This is a genomic window from Azospirillum sp. P4_B5 (genome assembly GCF_056402275.1).
Genome location: NZ_JBFUHT010000020.1, coordinates 23458 through 50300, shown reverse-complemented (window position 1 = coordinate 50300; position 26843 = coordinate 23458). Strand labels below are relative to the sequence as shown.

26 protein-coding genes are annotated in these 26843 nt (G+C 69.3%); 11 read left to right on the top strand and 15 right to left on the bottom strand.

All coding sequences use genetic code 11. The features are described 5' to 3' along the window. The 6 genes from AC1DVI_RS17210 to AC1DVI_RS17185 all read right to left on the bottom strand — a co-directional run bounded on the left by AC1DVI_RS17210 (position 1) and on the right by AC1DVI_RS17185 (position 4306). Positions 1-705: a (5-formylfuran-3-yl)methyl phosphate synthase gene (locus AC1DVI_RS17210; RefSeq protein ID WP_476958994.1), complete on the bottom strand. Its 705-nt coding sequence runs from the start codon at positions 703-705 to the stop codon at positions 1-3. Beyond that, positions 702-1280, bottom strand: a complete 579-nt coding sequence (locus tag AC1DVI_RS17205) for a DUF447 domain-containing protein (RefSeq protein WP_476958993.1) — start codon at positions 1278-1280, stop codon at positions 702-704. The genes AC1DVI_RS17210 and AC1DVI_RS17205 overlap by 4 nt, the downstream gene beginning before the upstream one ends. Further along, positions 1277-2644 carry a DUF6513 domain-containing protein gene (locus AC1DVI_RS17200; RefSeq protein WP_476958992.1) on the bottom strand — a complete coding sequence of 456 codons (1368 nt, stop codon included), beginning with the start codon at positions 2642-2644 and terminating at the stop codon, positions 1277-1279. Before AC1DVI_RS17200 ends, AC1DVI_RS17205 begins: the two co-directional genes overlap by 4 nt. Beyond that, a complete protein-coding gene (locus AC1DVI_RS17195) occupies positions 2637-3278 on the bottom strand; it encodes an amino acid kinase family protein (RefSeq protein WP_476958991.1) in 642 nt (213 codons plus the stop codon). Before AC1DVI_RS17195 ends, AC1DVI_RS17200 begins: the two co-directional genes overlap by 8 nt. After that, positions 3275-3721 (bottom strand): dihydroneopterin aldolase, encoded by a 447-nt coding sequence (locus AC1DVI_RS17190; protein WP_476958990.1) that lies wholly within the window; start codon positions 3719-3721, stop codon positions 3275-3277. The genes AC1DVI_RS17195 and AC1DVI_RS17190 overlap by 4 nt, the downstream gene beginning before the upstream one ends. A 63-nt stretch (positions 3722-3784) precedes the next feature. After that, the gene (locus AC1DVI_RS17185; protein ID WP_476958989.1) at positions 3785-4306 is read right to left on the bottom strand and encodes a DUF3280 domain-containing protein; all 522 of its coding nucleotides are present in this window, start codon (positions 4304-4306) and stop codon (positions 3785-3787) included. Positions 4307-4355: 49 nt separating this feature from the next. Here AC1DVI_RS17185 and AC1DVI_RS17180 point away from each other — a divergent pair, with 49 nt between their 5' ends. After that, entirely contained in the window at positions 4356-4970 is a 615-nt protein-coding gene (locus tag AC1DVI_RS17180; protein ID WP_476958988.1) for a hypothetical protein, read from the top strand. A gap of 15 nt (positions 4971-4985) precedes the next feature. Here AC1DVI_RS17180 and AC1DVI_RS17175 read toward each other — a convergent pair whose 3' ends face one another. The 3 genes from AC1DVI_RS17175 to AC1DVI_RS17165 form a co-directional block, all read right to left on the bottom strand. Further along, positions 4986-6296 (bottom strand): quinoprotein dehydrogenase-associated putative ABC transporter substrate-binding protein, encoded by a 1311-nt coding sequence (locus AC1DVI_RS17175; protein WP_476958987.1) that lies wholly within the window; start codon positions 6294-6296, stop codon positions 4986-4988. Between the two features lie 21 nt (positions 6297-6317). Beyond that, a complete protein-coding gene (locus tag AC1DVI_RS17170) occupies positions 6318-6755 on the bottom strand; it encodes a c-type cytochrome (protein WP_149163654.1) in 438 nt (145 codons plus the stop codon). A 100-nt stretch (positions 6756-6855) separates the two neighbouring features. Then, a complete protein-coding gene (locus AC1DVI_RS17165) occupies positions 6856-8739 on the bottom strand; it encodes a methanol/ethanol family PQQ-dependent dehydrogenase (protein ID WP_149163655.1) in 1884 nt (627 codons plus the stop codon). A 486-nt stretch (positions 8740-9225) separates the two neighbouring features. On the opposite strand from AC1DVI_RS17165, the gene AC1DVI_RS17160 reads away from it, so the two are divergent. Together AC1DVI_RS17160 and AC1DVI_RS17155 are read left to right on the top strand one after the other, a co-directional pair. After that, positions 9226-9420, top strand: coding sequence for a hypothetical protein (locus AC1DVI_RS17160; protein WP_149163657.1), 195 nt, complete (start codon positions 9226-9228; stop codon positions 9418-9420). Positions 9421-9747: 327 nt separating this feature from the next. Further along, positions 9748-9966 carry a hypothetical protein gene (locus tag AC1DVI_RS17155; protein ID WP_035680398.1) on the top strand — a complete coding sequence of 73 codons (219 nt, stop codon included), beginning with the start codon at positions 9748-9750 and terminating at the stop codon, positions 9964-9966. Positions 9967-9996: 30 nt separating this feature from the next. On the opposite strand, the gene AC1DVI_RS17150 is transcribed toward AC1DVI_RS17155, so the two are convergent. Together AC1DVI_RS17150 and AC1DVI_RS17145 are read right to left on the bottom strand one after the other, a co-directional pair. Next, the gene (locus AC1DVI_RS17150; RefSeq protein ID WP_476958986.1) at positions 9997-11427 is read right to left on the bottom strand and encodes a UdgX family uracil-DNA binding protein; all 1431 of its coding nucleotides are present in this window, start codon (positions 11425-11427) and stop codon (positions 9997-9999) included. Positions 11428-11429: 2 nt separating this feature from the next. After that, positions 11430-12644, bottom strand: a complete 1215-nt coding sequence (locus tag AC1DVI_RS17145; protein WP_145627813.1) for a putative DNA modification/repair radical SAM protein — start codon at positions 12642-12644, stop codon at positions 11430-11432. Positions 12645-12791: 147 nt separating this feature from the next. On the opposite strand from AC1DVI_RS17145, the gene AC1DVI_RS17140 reads away from it, so the two are divergent. Continuing rightward, positions 12792-13850 (top strand): serine hydrolase domain-containing protein, encoded by a 1059-nt coding sequence (locus AC1DVI_RS17140; protein ID WP_476958985.1) that lies wholly within the window; start codon positions 12792-12794, stop codon positions 13848-13850. A 12-nt stretch (positions 13851-13862) separates the two neighbouring features. On the opposite strand, the gene AC1DVI_RS17135 is transcribed toward AC1DVI_RS17140, so the two are convergent. The 4 genes from AC1DVI_RS17135 to AC1DVI_RS17120 form a co-directional block, all read right to left on the bottom strand. Beyond that, complete coding sequence (locus tag AC1DVI_RS17135; RefSeq protein ID WP_476958984.1) at positions 13863-16403, bottom strand: ABC transporter permease; 2541 nt, start codon at positions 16401-16403, stop codon at positions 13863-13865. Between the two features lie 195 nt (positions 16404-16598). After that, on the bottom strand, positions 16599-17162 hold the full coding sequence (locus tag AC1DVI_RS17130; protein WP_476958983.1) for an acyl-CoA thioesterase: 564 nt from the start codon (positions 17160-17162) through the stop codon (positions 16599-16601). Continuing rightward, on the bottom strand, positions 17159-18076 hold the full coding sequence (locus AC1DVI_RS17125; RefSeq protein WP_476958982.1) for a LysR substrate-binding domain-containing protein: 918 nt from the start codon (positions 18074-18076) through the stop codon (positions 17159-17161). The genes AC1DVI_RS17130 and AC1DVI_RS17125 overlap by 4 nt, the downstream gene beginning before the upstream one ends. Before the next feature lie 137 nt (positions 18077-18213). Next, positions 18214-19416 (bottom strand): CaiB/BaiF CoA transferase family protein, encoded by a 1203-nt coding sequence (locus AC1DVI_RS17120; RefSeq protein WP_149163664.1) that lies wholly within the window; start codon positions 19414-19416, stop codon positions 18214-18216. 444 nt (positions 19417-19860) lie between these two features. On the opposite strand from AC1DVI_RS17120, the gene AC1DVI_RS17115 reads away from it, so the two are divergent. The 7 genes from AC1DVI_RS17115 (at position 19861) to AC1DVI_RS17085 (ending at position 26818) form a co-directional block, all read left to right on the top strand. Next, positions 19861-21027, top strand: coding sequence for an acetyl-CoA acetyltransferase (locus tag AC1DVI_RS17115; RefSeq protein WP_476958981.1), 1167 nt, complete (start codon positions 19861-19863; stop codon positions 21025-21027). A 9-nt stretch (positions 21028-21036) separates the two neighbouring features. Beyond that, positions 21037-21438, top strand: coding sequence for a Zn-ribbon domain-containing OB-fold protein (locus tag AC1DVI_RS17110; protein WP_476958980.1), 402 nt, complete (start codon positions 21037-21039; stop codon positions 21436-21438). A gap of 12 nt (positions 21439-21450) precedes the next feature. Then, positions 21451-21900, top strand: coding sequence for a MaoC family dehydratase (locus AC1DVI_RS17105; RefSeq protein ID WP_476958979.1), 450 nt, complete (start codon positions 21451-21453; stop codon positions 21898-21900). After that, on the top strand, positions 21897-22667 hold the full coding sequence (locus AC1DVI_RS17100) for an SDR family oxidoreductase (protein ID WP_476958978.1): 771 nt from the start codon (positions 21897-21899) through the stop codon (positions 22665-22667). The genes AC1DVI_RS17105 and AC1DVI_RS17100 overlap by 4 nt, the downstream gene beginning before the upstream one ends. A 68-nt stretch (positions 22668-22735) precedes the next feature. Next, positions 22736-23791, top strand: a complete 1056-nt coding sequence (locus AC1DVI_RS17095) for an ABC transporter substrate-binding protein (protein ID WP_476958977.1) — start codon at positions 22736-22738, stop codon at positions 23789-23791. A 223-nt stretch (positions 23792-24014) separates the two neighbouring features. Continuing rightward, complete coding sequence (locus tag AC1DVI_RS17090; protein WP_476958976.1) at positions 24015-25739, top strand: ABC transporter permease; 1725 nt, start codon at positions 24015-24017, stop codon at positions 25737-25739. Further along, positions 25736-26818 (top strand): ABC transporter ATP-binding protein, encoded by a 1083-nt coding sequence (locus tag AC1DVI_RS17085; RefSeq protein ID WP_476958975.1) that lies wholly within the window; start codon positions 25736-25738, stop codon positions 26816-26818. The genes AC1DVI_RS17090 and AC1DVI_RS17085 overlap by 4 nt, the downstream gene beginning before the upstream one ends. Positions 26819-26843 lie beyond the last annotated feature (25 nt).

Here is a 26843-nt window from a genome sequence, read left to right as displayed (position 1 = left end):
TCAACCGTTGACGGGGTGTCTCGGGACGGCGTCGCGGACCGCCGCCAGCGCGGTCGGGTCCAGGGCGCCGCCCCGGTTTCCTTCGCCGCACAGGGCCGTGCGGAAACCCAGATAATCGGGCGCGAGCGGTAACAGTAACGGAACGTCCTCAAGGCTCAGCGAGCCGGCAAGACCGGTGAGCAGGCCGTAACCGCCCGCCTGTGCCAGGAAGCGCGCCAGTTCGTCCATCGTCTTGTGACGCAGCAACCCGCCGGAGCCTTTTCCCGCGGTGTCGAGCATGGCTCCGGCGAAGCCGGCTTTCGCGATATCGGGAAGCAAAGTGCCGGGGTCGCTCCAAAGATCGGCGAACAGCACGGCGACGATGCGGGTGCCCCGCCGGGCCGCCGGCGCCAATGCCTCGACGCAGCCCACGGGATCGCCGGACGGAAACAGGCCGATCTTCACGTAATCGACGCCGCAGGCCCAGGTTTCGGCCACGCGCCCTGCCACGGCGGCGTGGTCCATCGGCAGGTCGCCCACGGTGGCGCTCAGTGGCGCGCGGACGGGCCATTGACGGGCCGTATCGACGGCGCGGACGATGTCGTCCAGCGGCCATGCCCCGAGTGCACCCGTTTTCGGGTCCTTCAAATCCAGAATGTCCGCACCACCCCGTGCGGCGAGCGTCAGTTCCTCCAGGGACGCGACGCTGGCGAGCAGCCGGGTCATGGCGCGCTGTCCCCGCCGGCCCGGTGTTCGGCGATGCGGTCGAGCAGCCAGCCCCACGCCTCCAGCTCCACGGGACCGGCGGTCTTGCCGATGGCGATGGACAGATAGTCGATTTCGCGGTCGATCTTCTCGGAGGGCAGGAGATGCAGGCGGCTGACCAGGATCGCCCCCTCCACTACGGCGGCCTGTGCCCGGTTGAAACCGCGGAACGGGCGGTGGGTGACGAGATGCACCGGGCGGCAATCCAGGCGGGGGCGCACGCCGTCATCCTCCACCACGGCCACCTCCAGTTCCTCATGCGCCAGCGCCCCGACGAGCACCGCCCCGCGGATGCGCTCCGCCGGGACGGTCGGCCAATCGCGCCGCCGCCCGGTGACACAGCCGGCGAACACCCGGACGTCGTCGGTGAAGTTCACCACCGCGCAGCGCGTGGCGAGCAGGTTGTCGAGCGTGCGCGACGGACGGAAGGGGGCCAGGACATAGCCGGTCGCGGTCACCGTAGCGCCCATGGGGGCGACGTGGACGTTGCCCGCCGTGTCGCAGCTCGTGATGATGGTTTCGCGGATGAAGGTCACGTCTCGCGCCCTCCGGTACCGTCCGGCGCGTCCACCGCCACACCCCAGCGCAATTCGTTGTCCTGGCTGTAGCGCTTGCCGAGCTGCCAGGCGATCTGCGCGCGCGCCAGCTCCGCCCCGAGATAGAAGGCGTGCCCCATATCGGTGCGGGGGGCGATGTGCGGGAGCAGGGCGAAGGGATCGCCGGCCACATGGTGCCCATCGCGGTTGTAGAGATGGAGGCCCTGCTCCGTCACCTCGATCCGGTAGTTCGGGTCGCGGATGCGGGCGGCAAGGTCGGCCACTTGTTCCGGCGTGCTGGTGAAGGGGTTGCGGTCGCGCAGGCAGAGCAGGGCGTCGCCGAAATTGCGCGGCAGGGCGCCGGCCTCGGCGGCGGCGAAGAACTGGCGCCGCGCCGCGTCGAACTCGCGGATGGTCCGGCGGCAATGGGGGCTGACCTGCACCGTCAGGATATGGTCGATGCGCAGTTCGGAGACGATCCCCATCAGCAGTGCTGCCATCCCCGGCGTGTCGGCGTCGGTCAGTTCGGTGACGTTGCCGACCCCCATCAGGATTTCCAGGTCGGGATGGCGCGCCCGGACCTCGCGATAGCGGAGCAGGGAGTCGGTGAAGCCGTGATGGATCGGCTCCAGGATCGGGTCGGCGATGCAGCGGCGTCCCGCGCCGCGGACCGCGTCCAGCGCGCGGTCGAGCGACGGCAGATCGCCCGGCGTGGTGGGAATGACGATGGGCACCGCGTCGGTCTCGCGGGCGACCCAGGCAGTCTCCTCGGTCAGGCTGAGCAGGTAGGAAGCGCCCGCCGCGGCGCCGCGCAGCAACTCCTTGGGATCGAGGGAATCGACGCTGACCGTGTGACCGGCCGCGCGCAGCGCCGTCACCGCCTCCTCCAGATGGGGGAAGGGATGGTCGGGCAGTCCGCCGAGGTCGATCACGTCGGCCCCGTCCGCCGCGAAGCGGGCGGCGCGCTCCAGGATCGCCGGCACGCCGAGCAGCGGCGCCTCGACGATCTCGGCGAAGATTTTTGTATAGTAGCGGCTGAGATCGAGCGGGGCGGCCTGACGCCGGAAATGCTGGGGCAGATCATCCAACTCGTCGGGACCGCGCTCGAAGGGCACGCCGAAATGGGCGGACAGCCGGTCGAGGTCGCCGCGGAATCGCCCCGGCAACAGGACGAGGTCGGCTCCCTCGGTCGAGGCGAGACGGCGCAGCACGATCTCCGTCGTCGCCAGCGCCGCGACCTTGATGCCGAGATTGACCACGGTGGCCTGGAACTCCAGCGGCTCCAGCGCGGCGAGCACATGGCGCAGGCGCGGTTCGGCCAGCGCGCCGGTCAGGAACAGGACATGCTTGGGACGCTCAGCCATCGGCATCCTGTTGATCGTCGGGCAGGGCAAGGTGGGTGCCGCACGGGTTGCCCTGGTCCAGCGCCTTGGCGAAGCGCCGGTGATCGTCCCGCGACACACACCAGACGGCCCCACCGTAGCGCGCCATGCGGTCCGGCAAGGCCGGATCGACGATGCCCTCTGTTACGAGCTGCGTCACGGGGGCGACGGCGTCCGGCAATGGAGCGGACTTGACGAGGACCGCGCAGGTGGCGCCGAGCGCGCCGGCCAGCCAGACCGCCAGACTGTCGGACGTGACGTCCCAGCTTTCCGCCACGTCGGCGCTGTCTGCCAGGGGAAGCGGCATCCAGACGGTCGGGCTCGGCCGGCCGCGCAGGTCGGCGAGGCTGCGGGCGGGTGTCAGCCGCGGCTCCAGGTCGGCCAGGGCGGTTCCGTACTGCTCCATGGCGAGCAGGGCCATGCGGTGCGCGGCGCGGTCGCCGAAGCCGAGAGCCGGCTGGGCGTCGCGGACGGCGTCGGCGAAGGGACCGCCGCCGGGAACGATCACGACCCGCAGACGCCGCGCCGCGGCCAGGATCTCCAGCCAGCGCCGCAATTCCGGGGCGCGCCACAGGCTGCCGCCCAGCTTCACGACCCACAGCGGCGCGCTGCTCATGATCCCGCCTGTGCCCCATCCGGCCGTGCGCGCTCCCGACAGCGCTCGATGACAACGCCGACACCGCCGGATTCAGGAACGACGTCCAGCTTCTCCACCTGCACCCGCGCGCGGGTCACATCCGGGTTGGAGAAGCACAAGGCGAGAATCCGATCGCCGAGCGTCTCGACGAGGTTCACATGGGCGCCGTCGCGCAGGGCGCGGATGCCGTCGATCAGGAAGTCGTAGGACAGCACCTCGTCCAGGCTGTCGGTCATCGGCCGGTCGGGCCAGGGCAGCGTCAGCGAGACGTTGATCCGGACGCGCTGCGTGCGGTCCTTCTCCTGGTCCCAGACGCCGATCCGGAACTGGTCCACATAATCGCGCAGCGTGATGTCGTAGTACCGGACGCGGCTCGCCGCCGGGCGGTACGGCACATAGGAGAGCAAAGCGTCGTCGGCCAAGCGATCCTCCTCCCCGTGTCGGACGAAGGTTGGCTCCCCCGCCTCGGGTGTCGTCAGGGCTCGTCACCGGACGGACGGCGGTGCGGCCAGCAGGCGGTGACGCAGCAGCCAGTCGACGCCGCGCCGCCACGACCGCTCATTGTCGCCGCGGATGTCCGCGTTCGCGACGGCGATGACCTCGCCGTCTCCGGTACCGTCTCCGGTGCGGCGCATTATAATCTGCATGTTGAGGATCAGCGTGCTGATCTTATGGATGAAACCCGTCACCACGATGTCCGCGCCGACCCGGCGCCCCAGGTCGAGTTCGCAGCCGTTGCACCGATAGAGCGACGCCGGCACCTCCGCGGCGACGGCGCTGTCACGAACGCCGGTCACCGCGTAACCGCCGTCCTTCAGCCCGTCGCGCAGCAGCGCCGTCACTCGCTCCAGCCGTCCGGCATGGTCCGGATCGGGGGCCTCCCGGCTGGTATCGACCAGTTCCAGATCGAAGACCAGAACCTTGGCCGGAGCCTGCGCCGCCGCCGGGACCGCACCGTTCAGCAGCAGGAACAGGAGCGCCGTCGCGGCGAATTCCGTCGGCCTCATCCGAATGCGTGGATGGGCAAGGGCGCCCGATATCCGGCAGAATCCAATCATGCGTCACCGCTCCGCTGTCCTTGCCGCCGCGTTGCTCACCCTGGCGTCCGTCCCGGCGGGGGCGGCCGGGGGAGACCCGGACTGGCCCTGCGTCCAGATCCTCGTGCCGACTCTGTCGTCCGGCCAGATCTGGCCCGGCGATCCCATCGAGGGGAAGGAAGGCGACTGGCGCGACATTCCCGGCACCGAACCGGTCCTGAAGCAGCTGCTCGACCGCCGGCTCGCTCCGGAGCAGGAGCAGGCGGCGATCGACCGCTTCGCCGACCAGCTGGAGGCCAACGGGGCGGCGGCGGACCGCAACGCCGCCCTCACCGCCCTGTTCGCCGGAGCCTTCAACGCGCTCAACCAGGAGCGCGGCCAAGCCATCTCGGCCATCAAGCGTTACGCCCACCAGCAGCGCGTCCTGCTCGACAGCATCGACGCGGCGCTCACCCGTCTCCAGGCGCTTCCCGCCGACGCCCCCGAGGCGACTGCGTTGCGTGAGGAGATCGCGTGGCGGCGGCGCATCCTCGACGAGCGGCGGCGCAATCAGACGGCGCTGTGCGAGCAGCCGGTCCAGTTCGAACAGAAGGCCGGCCGCATCGCGCGGGACATCGCCGCCCGCCTGGACTGAGGCGAACCGCTCCGGTCAGTTCGACGCGCCGCCGGCGAAGGGTTCGACCGTCTCCAGCCCGTATCCCGCCTCCTGCCAGCGCATGGCGCCGTCGGAATACCAGTAGACGTTGCCATACCCCCATTCCACCGCACGCTTCGCGGCGTTCCAGGACATCCAGCAATCAGGCTCGCAGAAGAAGACCAGCCGGGCGGCCCGGTTCCCGCCGGTCAGCGTCTCCAGCCCGGTGCGGAAATAGCGTTCCTGCTCGCCCGACAGGCTGCCGTAGCCGACGTTGGGCAGCCAGACCGCCCCCGGCAGGCTGCGGCGGGGCGGAGGAACCCAGACGGCCGGCTCCGGGCGGTCGGCCGGGCGCGGCGGGGCCGGCATCACGTCGATCAGCCGCGTGTCGGGGAAGTGATCGATCAGCCGCCGCAACTCCGCCAGGGTCACGGTGGAGGCGCCGGACAGGCCGGCGGGGGTCGGGGCTCGGTACTGGTCCATCCGGTAACTCGGAGGCTCGATGGCGGCGGCGGTCTTCAGCGCGCCGTCGGGGCCGATGATCGGGACGTGGTAGCGCAGCAGGATGCGGTCGATGTCGTCCTGGCGGCGCTTGATGAAATCGTTGAGCCAGTGCTTCCATTCCGGCTCGTCGGAGCGGATGCCCATGGAGATGTTGAATTGCAGCCGGGCGGCCACCGGTTCCTTGACCAGCGGAACGACGGTCAGCGGCTCCGTCTGTTGGGCGGCGAAGTAGCCGGCGATCGGCCCCCAGATCACCGCGGCGTCGGTCCGGCCGGCGGCGACGTCCGCGATGGCGTCGCGGGCCGGGTTGTTGGCGCGCGTGTCGGTGTTGAGCTGGTAGGGCTCGGTCCGGGTGATGCCGTAGAGGCGCAGCAGGTTGACCGCGGGCGTCTTCTCGACGACGCCGATGCGGGCGTCCTTCAGCGACGGATCGCCCACGCTCTCCGCCCGGATGCCCGACTTGGTGCGGTAGACGAGGGAATAGACGGTCCGGTAGTAGGGGTTGGTGTTCTGCATCAGCTCTTCGCCGGACGCCGTGCCCATCACGAGGTCGCACTGCCGCGCGCGCAGCGTGTTGCGGACGAAGCCGATGGTCTGCGGCCACCAGTAGTAGGTCACCGGCTTCTTCAAATCCTCGCCGATGAGCCGGGCGATCTCGTTCTCGAAACCCTCCATCCGTTCGTTGGAATAGGGCAGAAGGTTGCCGTCGGCGCAGACGCGCACGGTCTCGCGCTCCGTCACCTCGACGGCGTGGGCCGGCAGGGTGACGGACAGCAGAGCCGCGGCGATGGCAACGACGGTGAGCACAGAAGGAAATGCCATGAAGGGTCTTCCTCCGCCGGATCAGCCGCCGATGCGTTGCGGGCGTCCGCCGGGCAGCACGCCGTCGGCCCGCGCCTTCAGGTAGCGGTAGATGTCGTCCAGGTGATCCATGATGTTCGGGTCGAGGCCGAAGGAAGGCATCACCTTGTCGCCGGTGGCGCCCTGATTCTGGCGGCCGTTGACGACGACCTCCTTGAACTCGTCGTAGCTGAGGCGTTTGAGCGAGTCCGTGAGGCTGGGGGCGAAGGACGACCCCGACGCGTCGAAGCCGTGGCAGGTGTGGCAGGTCGCGTGGAAGCGGCGGTAGCCGTTGTAGGTTCCCTTGTCCACCTGACCGTCCTTGACGATGTAGGTCGGTGTTCCGTCGGGGGTTGTCGGCGCGTCCTGTGCCAGGGCGGCGAAACAAGCGACGGTGCCCACCGTCAGCGCACCGGTCAGCAAGCCAAGTCTGCGTTTCATGGATGTCGAGATCCTTGCCCGGAAGCCGGGTCCCAGTGAATGCCGATGGCTCTAAAGCAAAACCCCCGGTGCGTTGCGGCACCGGGGGCAGGTCTGCCGATCACTTCTGGTCCGGGATGTGGAACACCGTCAGGACGCCGCCGAGCTGGGTGTATTCGCCCAGCGATTGGTGGGCGCCGACCGCGCCGAGGCCGGCGGTCGCCACGCCCGTCCCACCGGCGCGGTTGGGATGGACGGCCTGATGCCACTGGTTCGCCCCGGATTCCTGGGTCAGACCGGCGGCGAGACCGATGCCGGCCCAGCCGCCGACGCCGGACAGGACGGCCACATACTGCTTGCCGTTGTGGGTGTAGGTGTTGATGTTGCCAATGATGCCGGACGGGGTCTTGAACCGCCACAGCTCCTTGCCGTCCTTCATGTCGACAGCGACGATATAGCCTTCCAGCGTCCCGTAATAGGCCAGGCCGCCCTTGGTGGTCAGAGCGCCGCTCCACACCGCGAAGCGCTCCGGCCGCGACCAGACGATCTTGCCGGCCGCCGCGTCCCAGGCGATGAAGTTACCCATGCCGCCGTGCGAGTTCGGCGTCGGGTACATGGACACGGTCGAGCCGACATAGGCCTGTCCCGCCGTGTAGGAGACGGAGAACGGCTCGTAGTCCATGCAGATGTGGTTGGTCGGGACGTAGAACAGGCCGGTGTCCGGCGAGAAGGAGGCCGGCTGCTGGTCCTTGGTGCCGAGTGCTGCCGGGCACACGGCGGCGGTGTTCTTGTCCTCGCCGTTGGCGAAGGTGCTGTATTTGTCGACGACGTTCGGCCGTCCGGTCTTCATGTCGACGTCGGTCGCCCAGTTGACCGTCGGGTCATATTTCTGCGCGACGAGCAATTCGCCGGTCGCCCGGTCCAAAGTGTAGGCGAAGCCGTTGCGGTCGAAGTTGACCAGGACCTTGCGCTGCTGGCCGTTCATGGTGATGTCGGCCAGGATGTTCTCGTTCACGCCATCGAAGTCCCATTCGTCGAACGGCGTCTTCTGATAGACCCACTTCGCCTCGCCGGTCTCCGGATCGCGCGCGAAGATGGTCATCGACCATTTGTTGTCGCTCTTGGCCCGGTCCTTGTCGACGGCCCGCTGCGTCGGATTCCAGGTGCCGGGGTTGCCGGTGCCGTAATAGATGAGGTTGAGCGCCGGATCGTAGGTGTACCAGCCCCAGGTGGTCCCGCCGCCGCGCTTCCATTCCTCGCCCGGCCAGGTCGAGACGCCGAGATCCTTCTGCCCGATCGGCTTTCCCATCATCATCGTCTTCGACGGGTCGATCTTCACGTCGGCGTCGGGGCCGGTCGAGAAGGCTCGCCACACCATCTTGCCGCTGTTCGTGTCGTAGGCCGTCAGATGCCCGCGCACGCCGAACTCGCCGCCGCTGATGCCGACGAAGACCTTGTCCTTGACCACCAGCGGGGCCGCCGTCAGGGTCTCGCCCTTGGTGTGGTCGCCGTTCTTGGCCTTCCAGACCTCCTTGCCGGTCTTGGCGTCGAGCGCGACCAGCGTGTTGTCCGCCTGCGCCAGGAAGACCTTCCCGTCCGCGACCGCAACGCCGCGGTTGACGGTGTCGCAGCACATCACCGGGATGACGGTCGGATCCTGGACCGATTCATATTTCCAGATGACCCGCCCCGGATTGTTGAGGTCCAGCGCGAAGACCTTGTTGGGGAACGGCGTGTGAATGTACATCACGTCGCCGACGACGATCGGCCCGCCTTCATGGCCGCGCAAAACCCCGGTCGAGAACGACCATGCGACCTGAAGATTCTTGACGTTGTTCGTGGTGATCTGGTCGAGGGGGCTGTAACGCTGCCCGGCATAATTGCCGAGCTGGGACGCCCAGTTGTTGGGGTTCGCTTCATTCTTGAGAATACTGTCATTCGCAGAAACCGAGCCGGCGGCGACGACAGCGACAGACGCGAGAAGCCAGCGAGACAATACCTTCATGACGATCCCTCCCGTGATGGCGCTTATTGTTTACCCAAAAACCAATGGGCTTCTTGCTTATGATTGCGGCGCTGAGCGCAAAAGGGCATTGTCGCGCGAATGTTGTCGCGCGGTGTGTCCGGTTCTGAATTCAATATTCAGAAAAGCTGACGCCAAATTGTGACTTAATGCTATATTGGGACCATCTTCTCGTCAAGGCTTGGCCGAATAGAAAACACCAAACAATCGCCCTATGCCGGATTTATCCAGGACTGACCGCAAATTGGGAGTAAGTGGATAATCCTCCAAAACATGATTTTGTAATTTATTTATTTGCAGTTTCCGAGGTGAATTTTGTGCGTAGCAGCATTTTTTGCCGCAAAGCAGCGCAACTGATCGCAACCCGATCCGCTATGCCGCCTGTTGATGAAGGTGTTCCGGCCTCCGTCCGTCTTGGCGGAATTGAAGGCGCCGGCCGATCGGTCTTGCGTACAGGAATGACACGTCATGTTTGAACTGGTTCTGGTGATCTGTCTGGCCATGCGGCCGGACCAATGCGCCATCGAACGTCCGCCCTCCATCGAACGGTACCCGACCGCGGTGGAATGCACGCGCAACAGTTATGTCCACGTCGTGCATTGGCTTATGGAGCATCCCAAGTGGAATGTCCGCCAGTGGCGGTGCGAGCAGCCCGGGGCCTGACGCCAGCGCAGGTTGCTTCAAAGACATAAACTGCTTCACTCAACGTTCCGTTGACCTGCGGCGCGCCGACTCCAGACTTGCGCGAAGGCTTCTCTGGATCTTATGGCCCGTTCCGCTTCATCCCCTGCATCATCGGCTTCGCAGACTCCCAACGTTTAGGCATTGGTTAACCTTCAATGCCTAATGATTCGGCACCCTGTGGTTTGGCTCATTTCCGAGCAGCCGGAATCCCGCAATCCTGTCCTCGTTCTGGGGCTGGCATGCGGCTTGCTCTCGCTGATCCACACGATGTTGGCACAGCCGTGCCGTTGCGTTTTGGAGCGCCCGATGTTTGTTACCCTGTCGATGATCTTCTGCCTGGCGTCCGACCCGACCCAGTGCCGGACCATCAACCCGATGGTTCCCGACACCGAACCCCTGACCATGTCGAGCTGTCCGATCGCCGGTCAGATCGAGAGCGCCAAGTGGATCAACGACCACCCGAAGTACGAGCTTCAGCGCATCCAATGCACGGTGGGCAAGCGGTTCAAGCAGCAGGGCGCGTGAGGGTTTGACGGGGGACGGTCCGGTGCCGTCTCACGCCAGCGCCGCGGCGCGGCGCAGGTCGGCCACCAACTCCGCCTGCGCCCGCCGCCGTTCCTCGTCTTCCGGAAGCCTCAGCAGGTAGGAAGGGTGGACGGTGACGAAGCCGTTCCACCCGTCGAAGGCCATCGGACCCCGCTCGCGCAGAACCGCGACGGGCCGGCCGCTCAGCGCCAGGGCTGCGGTGGCTCCCAGCGCGACGACGAGGCGGGGGCGGACGAAGCTTAGCTCCGTCATCAGCCACCAGCGGTAATGCTTGACCTCGCCGGCGGTGGGGGACTGGTGGATGCGCCGCTTGCCGCGCTGGACGAATTTGAAATGCTTGACGGCGTTGGTCAGGTAGAGGCTGCCGCGGTCGATGCCGGCCTCCTCCAGCGCGGCGGTCAGCAATTGGCCGGCGGGACCGACGAAGGGGCGCCCCTCGCGGTCCTCCTGGTCGCCCGGCTGCTCGCCAACGATGGCGATGGCCGCACCCTCCGGCCCCTCGCCCAGCACCGCCTGCGTCGCCCCCGGCACCAGCGGTTCGGAGCGTTGGATCAGGCGGTTCAAGTCGGCGAGGCTTTCCGGTGCCTGCCGGGCCATCGCCGCCACGGCCTTTTCGGGCATGCGGCGGCGCGGGATGGCGGCCTCCGCCTCCAGCATCGCCTGGACGCGGGCGGGGGCGGAGCGGACCAGCGCCGGGATGGCCGCCGTCTCCGGCATGTTGGCCCAGTATTTCCGCGGCATCTCCGCCCGCATGGCCGTCGGGTTGACCCGCGCCGGGTTGAAGGTGCTCTCGTAGTAGCGCCGCCAACCCTCGGCAAAGCGATCATCGGCAAAGCGGTCATGGGCCAGCGCGTCCGGACGCTCGGCGGGCGGGCCGGTCATCAGGCGCTGGCGGTCCCAGTGCAGCGAGCCCTTCGGCGTCAGGATCGTCCACACCATGCTTTCGAAGCGCTCGACGAAGAAGGGGGCGACGGCCTCGACGATGTGGTGGTCGGGTTCGAACCACGCCGCGTAGCGTTCTCCGTCGTCCAGGCCGGGCAGAGCAGGGGGCAGCGCGCGGAAGCGCAGGAAGGCGTGCATCTTATGGATGTCCCGCCGCACCGCCTTGTCGAGCCGCTCCAGCCGGTGCACCAGCGGGTCGGCGTGCTGGTCGAGCAGAGCCCGCTCCCCGTTCAGCACCCGCCAGACCAGCCGGTAGAGCAGGGCGTAGCGTTCCGGATCGCTGTGGCAGACGACGGTTTCGATCAGTTGCCCGACCGCCTGGGGCAGGAAGACCGCAGCGCCGTTCTGGGAAGCGGGCGCCGTCTCGTCGCCGAACAGCGACGGCGCGCCGACGCTCCACAGCACCGTGTCGGGTTCTGTCCGGGCGGCGGCGAGGCGGCGCACCGCCCGGCGGAAGCCATCGAGGTTCGCACCCTCCCGCAAGGTGATCGTGTGCATGGTCAGAAGAGGCTCAGCTGGCTGGACGGCGTGACCAAGCGCTGGCGCAGGTCCAGCCGGTCGGTCAGCCCACCCACAGGGTGGTAGTCGGCGGCGATCAGGAAGGGGCGCGCCCGCCGCAGCCCGCTCGACAGCCGCCCGAGATCCTCCATGCGCAGGCGGGTGTGGCGGCGCGCTGACAGGATCTTGTCCACGGCGCGCGCACCCAGCCCCGGCACCCGCAGCAGCATCTCGCGGTCGGCGCGGTTGACGTCGACCGGGAAGCGCTCCCGGTTCTTCAGCGCCCAGGCCAGCTTGGGGTCGATGCCGAGGTCGAGCATCCCGCCCTCGCCGCCGGAGGCGATCTCCTCCACCGTGAAGCCGTAATAGCGCAGCAGCCAATCGGCCTGATACAGCCGGTTCTCCCGTTGCAGCGGCGGTGGCTTGACCGGCAGCACCGAACTGGCCTCCGGGATCGGGCTGAAGGCGGAGTAGTAGACGCGGCGCAGCCCGTAGCGTTGGTAGAGCGTGCCGCTGGTCTCCAGGACCGAACGGTCGGTGGCGTCGTCGGCGCCGACGATCAGCTGGGTGCTCTGGCCGGCGGGGGAGAAGCGGCGGCGCTCCTCCTTGGCCTCGACGATGCGCTCGTTGACCTGCCCCATCACAGCCTTGATCGTGCCGCCGTTCTTCTCCGGCGCGAAGGCCTTCAGGCTGTGGTCGGAGGGCAGTTCGAGGTTGATCGACAGGCGGTCCGCCCACAGCCCGGCCTGCTCGATCAGCCAGGGGCTGGCCTCGGGGATGGTCTTCAGGTGGATGTAGCCGGCGAAGCCGTGGTCGCGCCGCAGCGTCCGCGCCACCAGCATCATCTGCTCCATGGTGTGGTCCGGCGAGCGGATGATGCCGGAGGACAGGAACAGCCCCTCGATGCAGTTGCGCTTGTAGAAGCCGAGGGTCAGCGTCACCACCTCCTCCACCGTGAAGCGGGCGCGACGGACGTTGGAGGAGCGCCGGTTGATGCAATACACGCAGTCGAACAGGCAGTGGTTGGTCAGCAGGATCTTCAGGAGCGAGACGCAGCGCCCGTCCGGCGTGTAGGCGTGGCAGATCCCGGCGCCGGTGGTCGAGCCCAGCCCCTCCTTACCGCCGCGGCGCGGCTTGGCGCCGGACGAGGCGCAGGAGGCGTCGTATTTCGCCGCATCGGCCAGAATGCCGAGCTTCTCGATCAAGGCGTCGTCCATCGTCCCATCCCACGCTGTGTGTGTTCTTAATATGTTCTCATGGGGTGACGAGGCAAGCGGCGGATGCGGTGGTGGGTGAGACAAAGTCCGCCCCGTGTCTCTCCGCGGCAATCTTGGATGGCCGCGAAGCGGGACCACATATCCGGGATGACTTCGAACTCGCCGTTCCGGCTCGGCCGCCGCACTGTCCTCGCCGCCACCGTCGCGTCCTTCGGCTGTGCCCTGACGCGCCCGCTGCTTGCCACCCAACCCGCGGCCGGGGCCGCGTTCGATCCGGCCTTGCTGGACCGCGCAATCAAGCGGGCGGCTGGGCTCGATCAGATCCACGCGCTGGTCATCGGGCGGCATGGGGAAGTGGTGTCGGCGGAGGCCTTCCGCGGACCGGCGGTGAACCGCGCCGTCAACGTCAAGTCGGTGTCCAAGACCATCGCCGCCTCGCTCGCCGGCAGCGCCATCGATCGCGGCGTCCTGCGGGGCGTCGATGTGCCGTTGGCCGAGGCGGCTCCGGGGCTGGTCCCGGCGGGCGTCGATCCACGGGTGCGCCGGATCACCATCGCGGACCTGCTGACCATGCAGGCCGGTCTGGAGCCGACCTCCGGGCCGAGTTATGGCCGCTGGATCAACAGCCGCAACTGGGTCGCCGACGCGCTGCGCCGTCCCTTCGTCACCGAGCCGGGCGCGCGCATGCTCTATTCGACGGGGAGCTACCACCTGCTGGGCGCGGCGCTGGCCAGCGCGTCGGGGCGCAGCCTGCTGTCTCTGGCGCGGGATTGGCTGGGCGAGCCGCTGGGAATCGAGGTGCCGTCCTGGACGCGCGACCCGCAGGGCTTCTATCTCGGCGGCAACAACATGGCGCTGTCGCCGCTCGACCTCTTCCGCTTCGGCGAGCTGTGGCGGCAAGGCGGCCTGTGGAACGGGCTGCGCGTCATCAGCGCCGCCTGGGTGCGGGATTCCTGGGTGCCGCGCACGCGCTCCCCGTTCTCCGGCGACGACTACGGGTACGGCTGGTTCCTCGCCGAGGCGAAGGGGCACCGCATCGCCTACGCGCGCGGCTACGGCGGGCAGATGCTCTATCTGGTGCCCGGCCTGGGGCTGACCGTCGTCGTCACCTCCGACCCCGGCCGGCCGGCGCGGTCGGATGGCCATGTCGGCATGCTCAACGCCCTGCTGACCGAAGCGATCATCCCGGCGGCGGAAATGGCCTGACCGGCTGGCGGGTCAGGCGGACAGCGCATCGCTGCGCAACCGCCGCATCACGTCCCGTCGCGGCAGCCAAGCCACCAGCACAGCCCCGACCGCCGCCATCGCGGCGACGGTGCCGAGGAAGGCGGCCAGGGGAACAGCGCCTCCAGGCAGGGGAGCGCCGTCGGCAAGGCTGGCGACCACCGCCGCCCCACCGGCCCAGCCGAGCGGCACCGCGACCGCGGCGACCGCGGCGCCCAGGACGGCGAATTCCAGCACCACCGCCTGCATCATCGAACGCCGCCCGACCCCGAGGGCGTGCAGGATCGCCATTTCCTGAAGGCGCCGCCGTGCGCTGCTGGCGATGGCGCCGAGAAGGACCACGGCCGCCGCTCCGAGGGCGACGGCGGACAGGCCATCCAGCAACCCGCGCACGGTCTGGACGGTCGACCCAAGCGTGTCCAGAACCTCCGCAACGCGGACGGTGGGGGCCTGGGGGATCGCCTGCGCCACCGCCGCCTCCACCACGGGAACCACTTCGGGCGGCGACCAGGCGGCGGCAACGAGGCTGTGCGGTGGCGGTTCCGGGAAGGGGGAGAGGATAACCGGAAAATCCAGGTCGAGCCGCGTCCAGTCGATGCGCCGGAGGTTGGCGACCGTCGCGGTCACCGGGCCGCTCGCCAAGGCCAGCGTGACGCTGTCGCCCACCGCCAGCCCCAGCCGGCGGGCCACCTGCGCGTCCAGCGAGGCGAGCGGCGGGCCGGCGTAGCCTTCGGGCCACCAACTCCCCGCCACGATCCGGTCGGTGGGGGCGGGGCGGTCGCGCCAGGATAGGCCGCGGTCGCCGCGCACCGCCCAGCCGACGGAGCGCGGGGCGTCCGCCTCGGTGACGGCGACGCCGTTGAGGCGGCTGATCCGGGCGTGCAGGAAGGGCGCCGTCTCGACACGCCCGACGCCGGGCAGGGCGGAGAGCAGTCCGCTCAAGCGGGTGCCGTCCGGCGGGGGAATGTTCAGCACGACGACGGAGGGTGTCTGCGTCGGCAGCGTCGCCTCGACATGGCCGGTTGCGGACTGCCCGACCACGCCGACCGCGACCAGCAGGGTCAGGCCGATGCCCAGCGCGACGGCCACCGGGACCGTCGACGCGCCGGGCCGACCGAGGTTGGCGACGGCCAGCCGGACCACCGGTCGCCGCCCGCGCGCCAGCCGGCGGGCCACCCCGGCGAGCCCGCGCCCCAGCAGCGCGAAGCCCGCCGCCACCAGCCCGGCGAGGAGCAGAAAGCCGGCGACCGTGAGCGGCATCCCCGTCCAGGCGGCGAGCAGACCAGCGAGCGCCAGCCCCAGAAGCGCGACGGCGCCACGAGTCCGCCACCCCAACGGCCGGGACAAGCCATCCACCGCCCCCCGCCAGATCGCGGCGGGGCTGGTTCCGGCGGCGCGGGCCAGCGGCGGCACGGCGCAGAGCAGCGCCGCCAGAAGCCCGACCGCCCCCGCCAGCAGCAAGGCCGCCGGATCGACGGCGCCACCCGTCTCCGGCATCCAGTCGAGCGGCAGCGCGCACACCGCCGACGCGGCCAAGATGGCGCCGGTCGCCACGCCGATCAGCAGCGCCACGCCGACCACGCCCAGTGTCTGCACCAGGAAGGCGGTGAAGAGCAGGCGTGGCGAGCCGCCCAGCGCCTTCAGCGTCGCCAGGACCGGCAACCGCCGGGCGAGGTGCGCCGACAGCGCCCGGCCGACCCCGACTCCGCCGATCAGCAGGATAGACAGCGATCCCAGAAGGAACAGCGCGCGGGCGAGGTGCACGGTGCGGTCCACGCCCGGAATGCCGTGCGAGGCATCGACGATCCGCCACCCGGCGTCAGGGAAGCGCTCTTCCAGATCGCGCAGGACGGCGTCGGACCGGACCGTTTCCGGCAGAACGAGGCGATAATACCAATAGACGGGCATCCCCGGCGCCGCGAGGCCCGTATCGTCCAGCGCCCGGCGGTCAATGACGACGCGCGGGCCGAGGGAGAAGGCGCGGAACGCCCGGTCCGGCTCATGCTCCAGCACGGCGCGGATCGCGACTTCGGTGGCACCAAGGCGCAGCCGGTCGCCGACGCCCAGCGCGAGCGCTTCGAGGAGGTCGGCGGACACCGCGGCGCCCCATTGCCCGTCCCGGTGGGCCAAAGCCGCGGCCAGGGACGGGGCGCCGGACACCGTCGCCGCGCCGATCAGCGGGTAAGTTCCTTCGACCGCCTTCAACTCGACCAAAGTGCGGGCACTGCCGGTCACCGTCCCCGCCAGAGGGCGCAACTCTGCGGTCTCGCCGACCCTGCCGATCGTGTCGAGGATGGCCCGCTGCTCCGGCGTCGCCGGTGCGTGGAACAGGCGCAGGGAGAGATCGCCGCCGACCGCCTCGCGCGCGGTCGCCCGCATCCCGTCGAGCACGCCGCCGCTCAGCGAGCCGACGGCGGCCATCATGGCGGTGCCCAGCGCCACTCCGAGGATAACGATCCAAAGACCGGCGACGCCGCCCCGCAGGTCCCGCCAAGCCAGCCGCAACGCCATGCGCAGATGAGTCATGGCGGACATATCGTGAAGGTCCTGCCGGCCGGCAACCGCTCCGGTCGCATACAAAATCCCCTCTCCCGTCTCGGGAGAGGGAAGGGGCCCGCGCGAAGCGTGGGAAGGGTGAGGGTGACGCCGAGAATCAGCGCATTGATCTTCGCGCGACCCTCACCCGCTCTCGGCGGACCGAAGGTCCGCCTGCCGCGTCAGCGCTGGCTTTCAGCCAGCGCGAGAGCCCGCTGCGCGGGCACCCTCTCCCGGGACGGGAGAGGGACTGGACGCCAGATGCAGCCGCCGCCGGTGGCGGGGCGGCAGGGGATGGGCGGACTGGACCGCCGCCAGGGCGCTCAGCCGCTCCGCCAGGGCGGGCGGGAAGGGTGTCACCTTGCGGGTCCGCAGATCGACGTGGATCGACAGCTGCTCCATGGTCGCGGCGACCGACCCGTCGTCGGCGCGGCGGATCTCCAGCAGGCTCAGCAGCCGCTTGTCGTCGGCGTCGAGCAGCCGCAGGGCCACCCGCAGGGGCGTTCCGACGCGCAGTTCCCGCCGGTAATGCACCGCCACGTCGACGACGAACAGGCCGAACCCCTCGTCCCGCGTGTAGGTCTCGCCCAGCCCCCATTGCTCCATCAGGGCGTAGCCGACCTCGTCGAACAAGGCGACGTAGCGCACCATGTTCATGTGGCCGTAAAGGTCGATCCAGCTCTCTTCGACGGTGTGCACGTCGGACAGCAGGATGTCGGACGGCAAGATGTCCGGCGGCAGGGCGTGGTCCTGGGTCATGGGGTGCCTTGGAGGGGGGAGGTCTGCTCCGGCGGGAAGACGCCGCGCAGCCATTGCCGGATGGCGGAGATGACCGGCGTGTTCCAGCGGTGGACCGGAGCGATGAAGTAATAGCCGCCGATGGTCACGTTGCTGTCCACCATCTCCACCAGCTCGCCGTTGGCCAGCGGCTCGGTCACCAGCAGGTCGCTGACCAGGGCGACGCCGCGCCCCAGCCGGGCCGCCTCGATGGTCAGATGCGCCTGCCACAGCCGGGGGCCGCGCAGCCGGGGGATGTCAGCGATGCCGGCCTCCTCCAGCCAGGCTTCCCACATGCCGGTGGACTGCTCGTGGATCAGCGGCAGGCCGACGAGGTCGGCGGGGGTGCGCACGTCGGGGTAGCGCGCCTTGAACTCCGGGCTGGCGATGGCGAGGATGCGCGGCCGCGCGAACATCTCCGAGCGCAGCCCGTCGGCGACGGAGCCGCCGTCCTCCAGATACATGATCTCGGCGTCGGCCTCCTCCCGACTGAAGTCGGGGCGGGTCGAGGTCGGCTGAAGGATCACCTCCCGCCCGGTCAGCGCCTCCTCCAACTCCGGCAGGCGGGCGAGCAGGCAGCGCGACGCCAGCCCGGCGAGGCAGCAGATGTGCACCGCCTCCATCCCGCCGTTGCGCAGCTCGTTGCTCGCCTCGCCGATCAGGTCGAAGGCGCGGCGGAGCTGCGAGGCGTAGCGGATGCCCTCGCGGGTCAGGGACAGGCCGCGCCCGGACTTCGCCACCAGCTTCACCCCCACCGCCTGCTCCAGATTCTGGATGTGGCGCGACACCACCGTATGGGACACCGCCAGCTCGTCGGCGGCGGCCCGCACCGTGCCCTGACGGGCGAAGATGTCGAAGGCGCGGAGGGCGAGAAGGGGCGGAAGGCGGCGCGCCATGCGGACCTTTGGGCTGTGGACGGAAGCCGGGGCGAGGCTGGGAGCGATCCCGATGGCAGTATGAAACATTTCCGCCAGCACCGCACGCGCCCCTTCGCCGCCCGTCGCCCGCCGCTCTCCCCCCGCGCCGCCGGCCATCACACCACCGCGTCGCGACGGAAGGCGCCGATCTCGTCGGGGCTGAAGCCGAGATCCGCCAGGATGGCGTCGGTGTGCTCGCCCAGCCGGGGCGCCGGGCTCTCCGCCGGCAGGGGGGCCTCCGGCATGGTGATCGGCACGGCGGCGAAGCGCTTGCCCGAGCCTTCCGGCACCTCCACGACCATCTTGCGGTGGACCACCTGCGGATCGTTCAGCGCGTCCGGCACGCTGTTGATCGGGCTGGCCGGCACGTCGGCGTCCTCCATGGCGTCCAGCCAGGCGTCACGCCCGCGGGTGAGGAAGACCTCGCGCAGCAGCGGTTCCAGCTCCGCGTGGTTGGCGTTGCGGGCCGAGCCGGTGGGGAAGCGCGGGTCGGACAGCAGATGCTCCAGCCCCATGGCGCGGCACATCCGGTCCCACTGCTCGTTGGTGTCGACGCAGATGGCGATGGGCTTGTCGGCGGTGGGGAAGGCCTGGAAGGGGGCGATCAGCGGGTGGCGGCTGCCCAGCGCCCGCGGCGTCTCCCCGGCGTTCAGGAAGCGGGCAATGGCGTTTTCCATCAGGGCGAGCTGGCAATCCAGCATCGCCACGTCGATGAAGCTGCCCTCGCCGGTGCTGGTCCGCTTCTGCAGGGCGGCGAGGATGCCGACGGCGGCGAACAGGCTCGACCCGATGTCGCCGATCGACGCGCCGACCCGGCAGGGATCGCCGCCCGGCTCGCCGGTGATGCTCATCATGCCGGACATCGCCTGGGCAACCACGTCGAAGCAGGGCCTGTGGCGGTAGGGGCCGTCCTGCCCGAAGCCGGAGATCGAGGCGTAGACCAGCCGCGGATTCACCGCCTTCAGATCGTTGTAGCCCAGCCCCAGCCGGTCCATCGCCCCGGCCCGGTTGTTTTCCACCAGCACGTCGCAGGTGGCGACGATCTTCTTGAAGATCTCCTTCCCCTTTTCCTCCTTCAAGTTGAGCGTCAGACTCCGCTTGTTGCGGTTGACGCTGAGGAAGTAAATGCTCTCCTCCTCGCTGAAGGGGGCAATGATGCGGGTGAAATCGCCCTTGCCGGGACGCTCGATCTTGATCACCTCAGCCCCCAGCGCGCCGAGCAGCCACGTGCTGTAGGGGCCGGCCAACATGTGCGTGAGATCGACCACGCGCACGCCGGCCAGAGGGCCTTCGCGGCGTTGCGTATCGGTGTTGAGCATGCATGATCCTTCGGATGGCCGGACGCCGTGCGGGCGGGCCGGGCGGGGCCGCGCACCCCGGCTGGAAACCGGTCCGGTCCAGGGCGGCGGCGGGAATACGATGCCCAAAGGCTTGCGCCACGGCGGCCGGAAAACAATCGCTTAGTTTGGCCCAATCCGGTGCATGGAAGGCACCGTTCCGCCGATCCGCGCGGTGTGACATTGGTGCGTTCCGTGCACCGGACCGCATCGTTTTTTCTGCTTGTGACACGAACTGTGTCCGGTAGTCTTGATCTTGCCGGGAGCGGATCGGCCTGATCGAAATCTCTACCGGCCATCGGATAGTCTTCGTGATTTCCGAGACGGGCGATCTCTTTACTCTCATCGCCTGTCCACTGAAGCCGCTCGGCGCGCGTCGCGGCAGCGATGCGCGGCCTTCCACAACCAGGAAAGGACAACCCGCGCGTGATCGATCTTTCGGGAAAGGCGGCCATCGCTGGCGTTTATGAATCGCCCCGCCGGGATGCGCCGCGCGTCCACCCCTTCGCCCTTCAGATGGAGTGCATCCTCGGCGCCCTGGACGACGCCGGGCTGACGCTGAAGGACGTGGACGGGCTGTGCGCGGCCTCCGGCGACTGGGCCGAGGGCGGCAGCACCATGGATGTGGTCGAACTGGCCGAATACATTGGGATCGCGCCGACCTACGTGAACAGCACCGACGTCGGCGGCTGCTCCTACATCCTCCAGGCCGGGCAGGCGGCGGCGGCCATCGCCACCGGGCTGGCCGAGGTGGTGGTCATCAGCTACGCCGCCTGCCCGCGCTGGTGGCCGCTGAGCAGCCCGTCCTTCGACCCCTTCGTCTTCCCCGCCGGCCCCGGCCAGTACGAGATTCCCTACGCGCCGACGCTGATTTCGACCTACGGCCTGTTCGCCCGTCGCCATATGGACTTCTACGGCACCACGCCGGAACAGCTCGCCCAGGTGGCCGTGACCTTCCGCGAGCACGCCGCAAAGAACCCCGACGCCCGGCTGCGCAAGCCGATCACGGTGGACGACGTGCTGGCCTCGCCGATGATCGCGTCGCCGCTGCACCGGCTGGACTGCTGCGTGGTGACCGACGGCGGCGGCGCCGTCGTGATGACCAGCCGGGAGCGGGCGCGCGACCTGAAGAAGCCGCCGGTCCATCTGGTCGGCTACGGCGCCGCCGTGGCGCGCACCCAGAACAGCCAGATTCCCGACGACCTGACCACCCCGGCGGCGCTGTCCGGCCCGCGCGCCTTCGCCATGGCGGGGCTGACCCCCGGCGAGATCGACGTGGCGCAGATCTACGACGCCTTCACCATCACGCCGATGCTGGCGCTGGAGGATCTCGGCTTCTGCGGGCGCGGGGAGAGCGGCGCCTTCGTCGCGGACGGCAACCTGACGCTGGGCGGCAGCCTGCCGACCAACACCGACGGCGGCGGCCTGTCGTCCAACCATCCGGGCAAGCGCGGCATCTTCACCCTGATCGAGAGCGTCCGCCAGCTGCGCGGCGAGGGGCCGGGCGTCCAGGTGCCCGACGCCCGCATCGCCCTGGCCCATGGGCTGGGCGGCACCTTCTGCTCCGCCGCCACCGCCATCCTTGCCCGGTAAGGTGCCCCGATGACCAGCATGACCATCCCGCCCGTTCCGGACGAGACCTCCGCCCCCTTCTGGGACGCGGCGCGCGAGGGGCGCTTCCTGATCCAGCGCTGTCCGGAGACCGGGCGGTTCCAGTGGTACCCGCGCGCGCACTCCATCCACGCCCCGCACGCCCGCCCGGAATGGGTCGAGGCCAGCGGGCGCGGCGAGCTGCTGACCTATTCCGTCGTCCATCGCGGCAACCAGCGCGGCGATCCCTATGTCTGCGCCCTGATCCGGCTGGAGGAGGGCGTCACCGTCTTCTCCCGCGTCGAGGGGGTGGCGGAGGCCGATCTGCGGGCCGGGCTGCCGCTCGCCGTGGCCTTCCACCAACTGGACGAGGCCACCAGCCTTCTCGTGTTCCGCCCGCGGACTCCCGACTGAGGGTGCATTAGAATGACCGCCATCCATCTCGACGACATCAAGCCGGGCGACCAAGCGCGCTCCTCGCGCGTCACCGTCACCGAGGCGCACATCGTCTGGTTTGCCGGGCTGACCGGCGACTTCAACCCGCTGCACATGGATGCCGAGGCCGCCAAGGCCAACGGCTTCGGGCGGACCATCGCCCACGGCATGCTGACCCACTCGCTCAGCACCGGCCTGCGCTCGGCCATCGACGACTGGGCGATCCTCGCCTTCCTGGAGACGCGCCGCCGCTTCGTCGGCCCGGTCTTCGCCGGCGACACCGTGCATTACGAGGCGGAGGTGGCGGAGGTCCGTCCCAGCGCCTCCAAGCCGGACCGCGGCATCGTCCGCGTCGCCATCACCGTGAAGAACCAGCGCGGCGAGACCGTGCAGGAGGGCGAGGACGTGCTCTCCATCGCCCGCAAGGAGGCGCAGGCATGAGTGCCGCCACCCACCATCCCCGCCGCCTCGCCGGCCGTGTCGCCTTCGTCACCGGCGGCGGCGGCGGCATCGGGCGCGCCGTCTGCGAGCGGCTGGCTGCGGAAGGGGCGGCGGTCGTCGTCGCCGACATCGGGGCCGAGACCGCCGAGACCGTCGCCGCCGCGCTGCGCGCCGACGGGGCTCAGGCCCACGCCACCGCGCTGAACGTCGCCGACCGGGAAAGCTGGGGCGCCGCCGTGACCGGCCTGCCCGAGGGCTTCCGGGGCGTGGACATCATGGTCAACGTCGCCGGCATCGTCCGCGACCGCTCGTTGCCCAAGATGACCGACGCGGAATGGAGCGCCGTCATCGACGTGAACCTGCGCGGCACCTGGCTGGGCTGCCAGACGGCCTTCCGGCTGGTTGGCGACCGTGGTTGGGGGCGCATCGTCAACATCGCCTCCACGGCGATCCTGGGGACCTTCGGACAGGCCAACTACTCCGCCTCCAAGGCCGGGGTGGTCGGGCTGACCCGCACCGCCGCCCTGGAAGGGGCGCGCCGCGGCATCCTGGTCAACGCCGTCGCTCCCGGCGTTGTGGAGACCGCCATTGTCGAGGGCGTGCCCGACGCGGTGCGCGCGCAATGGCTGGAGAAGACGCCCATCGGGCGCCTGGGCAAGCCGGCGGAGATCGCCGCCGTCGTCGCCTTCCTGGCGTCCGACGACGCGGCCTACGTCACCGGCCAGACCATCGTCGCCGACGGTGGGGCGACCACCGGCGATTACTGACGTCCGCTCACGAACGAAGAACGACGCCGCAACGGCGATACCGCAACAACAAGACAGGGATTGGCAACATGATGGAATTCTCGCGCCGCCGCCTTCTCCAGACCGGCGGACTCGTCGGCACCGCCCTGGTGACCGGCGGACTGGCCGGCACCGCCTTCTCGCGCATTGCCGCGGCGGCGGACGACCCGCTCTACGCCGCCGCCAAGAAGGAAGGCGCCCTGACCCTCTATTGGGGTTCCTACGAGCAGCAGACGATGGAGGCGATCCGCGACGCCTTCAAGGTGAAGTATCCGGGCATCGAGGTCAACCTGCTCCGCCAGGCCTCGCAGACCGTCTACACCCGCCTGCGCATGGAGCTGCAGAGCGGCGTCCACGAGTGCGACTCGCTGGGCACCACCAACATGCTGCACTACACGGAGCTGAAGAAGATCGGCGCGCTGGCGCCCTTCGAGCCGGTGGACGGCGTGCATATCCCGGACGCCTTCCGCAACCTCGACCCGGACAAGATGTTCCATGTCGGCGCCATCAGCCTGACCAGCATCAACTACGCGCCGGGCAAGGTCCAGACCCCGCCGGCCAGCTGGCAGGCGCTGCTGGAGGACCAGTGGCAGGGCAAGATCACCACCGGCAGCCCGGCCTTCTCCGGCGACGTGGCGAACTGGGTGGTCGCCATCCGCCGCAAGTACGGCGACGACTTCCTGCGCGCCTTCGGCAAGCAGAAGCCGAAGGTCGGACAGTCCAACGTCGACACCGTGACCGACATCCTGGCCGGTGAGCGCGTCGTCGGCTCCGGCGCGCCCTTCAGCTACACGCTGACCCAGAAGGCCGCCGGCAACCCCATCGACGTGGTGGCGCCGTCCGACGACGCCATCCTGAACCTGGGCGTCACCGGCATCCTGGCGAAGGCCCCGCACCCGAACGCCGCCCGGCTGTTCACCAACTTCCTCTACTCCACGGAGGTGTCGATGATCCTCCAGAAGAACTACTGGCCGACGCTGCGCAAGGACGTGCCCTGGGCGGAAGGGCGGTCGCTGGACCAGTTGAAGTGGTACCGCAACACCGGCGACGACCTCGGCCCGGAAGTCGCGGAAGGCATCGCCAAGTGGAAGGAACTGGTGCGCTGATCGCTGATTCCCTCTCCCCTTGGGGAGAGGGTTAGGGTGAGGGGGGGCGCGTGTCGGACCGTTCGGCAAAAGCGCAACCCCCTCACCCGCCCGCTTTGCGGGCACCCTCTCCCCGGAGGGGCGAGGGATAGTATGGACAATGGAGGCGGACCCTATGGGGGTCATTTCAACGGACAGCCCAGACAGCGCAGCCGCGAGGACCGCGCGCCCGGTGATGGCCCGCGTGCCACTCGCCAGGGCCGTGGTCTTCGGCGCCGTCGCCCTACTTCTTTTCCTGCTGGTGGTCCTGCCCTTCGGCTGGGTTCTCAACAACAGCTTCCACGATGACCTGACCGGCGCCTGGACGCTCGGCAACTACGCGCGGATCTTCCAATCCGCGGAGCTTCTGGAACCGCTGTTCAATTCGCTGGTCCTCGCCGTGGCGACCGCGGTGATCGCCGTCGGCATCGGCGTGCCGCTGGCCTGGCTGGTGTCGCGGACCGACCTGCCGTTCCGCCGCACCATCCGCGTGCTGACGCTGACCGCCTTCGTCACCCCGTCCTTCATCGGGGCGACCGGCTGGATTCTGCTGGCGGCCCCCAACTCGGGCTGGCTGAACACGCTGTGGCGCTCGCTCGCCGGGGCGGAGGCGGGGCCGCTGCTGAACATCTACTCGATGACCGGGGCGATCTTCATCTGCGGCATCTACACCGTCCCCTACAGCTTCACCATGGTGTCGAGCGCGCTCGACGAGATGGCCGTGGAGCTTGAGGACGCCGCCGCCACGCTGGGCTCCGGCACGCTGCGCACGATGCTCAGCATCACCATCCCGCTGGTTACCCCGGCGGTGATCGCCAGCTTCATCCTATCCTTCATCCAGGGGCTGACGCTGTTCGGCGTCCCGGCCTTCCTGCTGACGCCGACCGGCATCCCGGTGGTGACGACCAAGCTGGCCGAGTTCTACCAGCTCTTCCCGCCAGAAATTTATATGGCCGCCGCCTACTGCATGCCGCTGCTTCTGGTCACCGCCATGCTGTTCTGGATGCGCCGCCGCATCCTGGGCCGCAAGCAGTTCGTCACCATCTCCGGCAAGAGCCGGGCGGGGCGGCGGATCGCGCTGGGCGCCGCCCGCTGGCCGGCCTTCGCTGCCGCCCTGCTGCTGCCGCTGGTCTCGGTGTTCCTGCCCTACGCGGCGCTGCTTCTGGTGTCGCTGACCCGCGCCTGGGGCCAGGGCCTGTCGTGGGAGAACCTGTCGCTGCACTGGTACTGGTGGGCGCTGTTCGGCAATTCGGAGACGCACACCGCCATCGTCAACTCGCTGCTGTTCTCGACGCTCGCCGCGACGCTGTGCGTGATGCTCGGCACCGTGGTCGCCTACATCGTGGAGCGGCGGTTGGTGTTCGGCGCCAGCCTGTTCGGCGCGGTCACGACCGTTCCCATCATCATCCCCGGCATCGTCATGTCGGTCGGCTTCTTCGCCGCCTACACGCGGGCGCCGCTGAACCTCTACGGCACGCCGCTGCTGCTGGTGGCGGCCTTCGCGGCGACCTTCCTGCCCATCGCCTACGCCCATGGCGGGTCGATTCTCAAGGGCATCGGGCCGGAGCTGGAGCGCGCCGCGCGCAGCCTGGGTGCTGGGGAGGGGCGGACCTTCCTGTCCATCACCATCCCGCTGATGGGCGGCGGGCTGCTGTCGGGCTGGTTCCTGGTCTTCATCCCGATCATCCGCGAGCTGTCGGTGGCCGTCTTCCTCATCACGCCCAAGACCAACGTGATGACCACGCTGATCTACAACGCCAAGGACGGCGGCAACTACGAGGCCGTCTGCGCCATGAGCGTCCTTCTCCTCCTCATCACGCTGGCGCTTGTGGCCGCCGCCGGTCCCCTGACGCGCCTGACCACCGTGCGCCGCACGTCACGCGCTACCGCCCGTAAAACCGCCCCGGCGGAAGGAGTTCTCCCCACATGAGCGGGATCCGCATCAAGAACCTCCGCAAGTCCTTCGGCACCTACACCGCGCTGCACGGCATCGACCTGCAGGTCCCCAACGGCACGCTGCTGGCTCTGCTCGGGCCGTCGGGCTGCGGCAAGTCCACGACGCTCCAGCTCCTCGCCGGGTTCGAGGCGCCGTCGGAGGGCGAGATCTGGGCCGACGATGTGCTGCTGTCCTCGGCGCGCGGGGTGCTGCCGCCGGAGAAGCGCGGCATCTCCCTGGTCTTCCAGAACTACGCGGTGTGGCCGCACAAGACGGTGGCGGAGAACGTCGCCTTTGGCCTCGCCATCCGCCGCCTGCCCAAGGCGGAGATCGCCGAGCGGCTGGACCGCACGCTGCGCACCGTCCGGCTGGAGGCGCTGCGCGACCGCTACCCGTCGGAGCTGTCGGGCGGCCAGCAGCAGCGCGTGGCCCTGGCCCGCGCCTTGGCTGTCGAGCCGCGCATCCTCCTGCTCGACGAGCCGCTGTCCAACCTCGACGCCCATCTGCGCGAGGAGATGCGGTTCGAGATCCGCCAAGTGCACGACCTGCTCGGCCTGACCACCGTCTACGTCACCCACGACCAGTCGGAGGCGCTGGTCACCGCCGACCGCATCGCCGTCATGAAGTCGGGCCATCTCCAGCAGCTCGGCTCGCCGGAAGACATCTTCGAGCGGCCGTCCAACGCCTTCGTCGCCACCTTCATCGGTGCCAACAACGAGCTGGCCGGGACCAGCGAGGGCAACGGCGCCATCCGCGTCGGCAGCCATGTGCTGACGGCCCCCGACCGCAGCGGCGCGGCACACGGGGCGTCGGTGTCGCTGTGCGTGCGGCCCTCCAAGGTCCGGCTGTTCGGCGCCGAGCAGAGGGATCTGCCGGCCGAGGGCTGCAACGTGCTGTCCGGCACGGTCCGGCGCTCCGCCTATCTGGGCGAGTACCGCGACGTGCTGGTGGATTTGGGGGGCGGGCGGACGTTGCGCGCCTTCATCCCGCCCGCGCAGAGCTTCGCTCCGGGCAGCGTGGTGACGGCGCTTCTTCCCATCGGCTCCTGCCAGATCCTCGGGCCGGCGGCCTGATCGCAGCCTAATCCGCCAGCCCAAT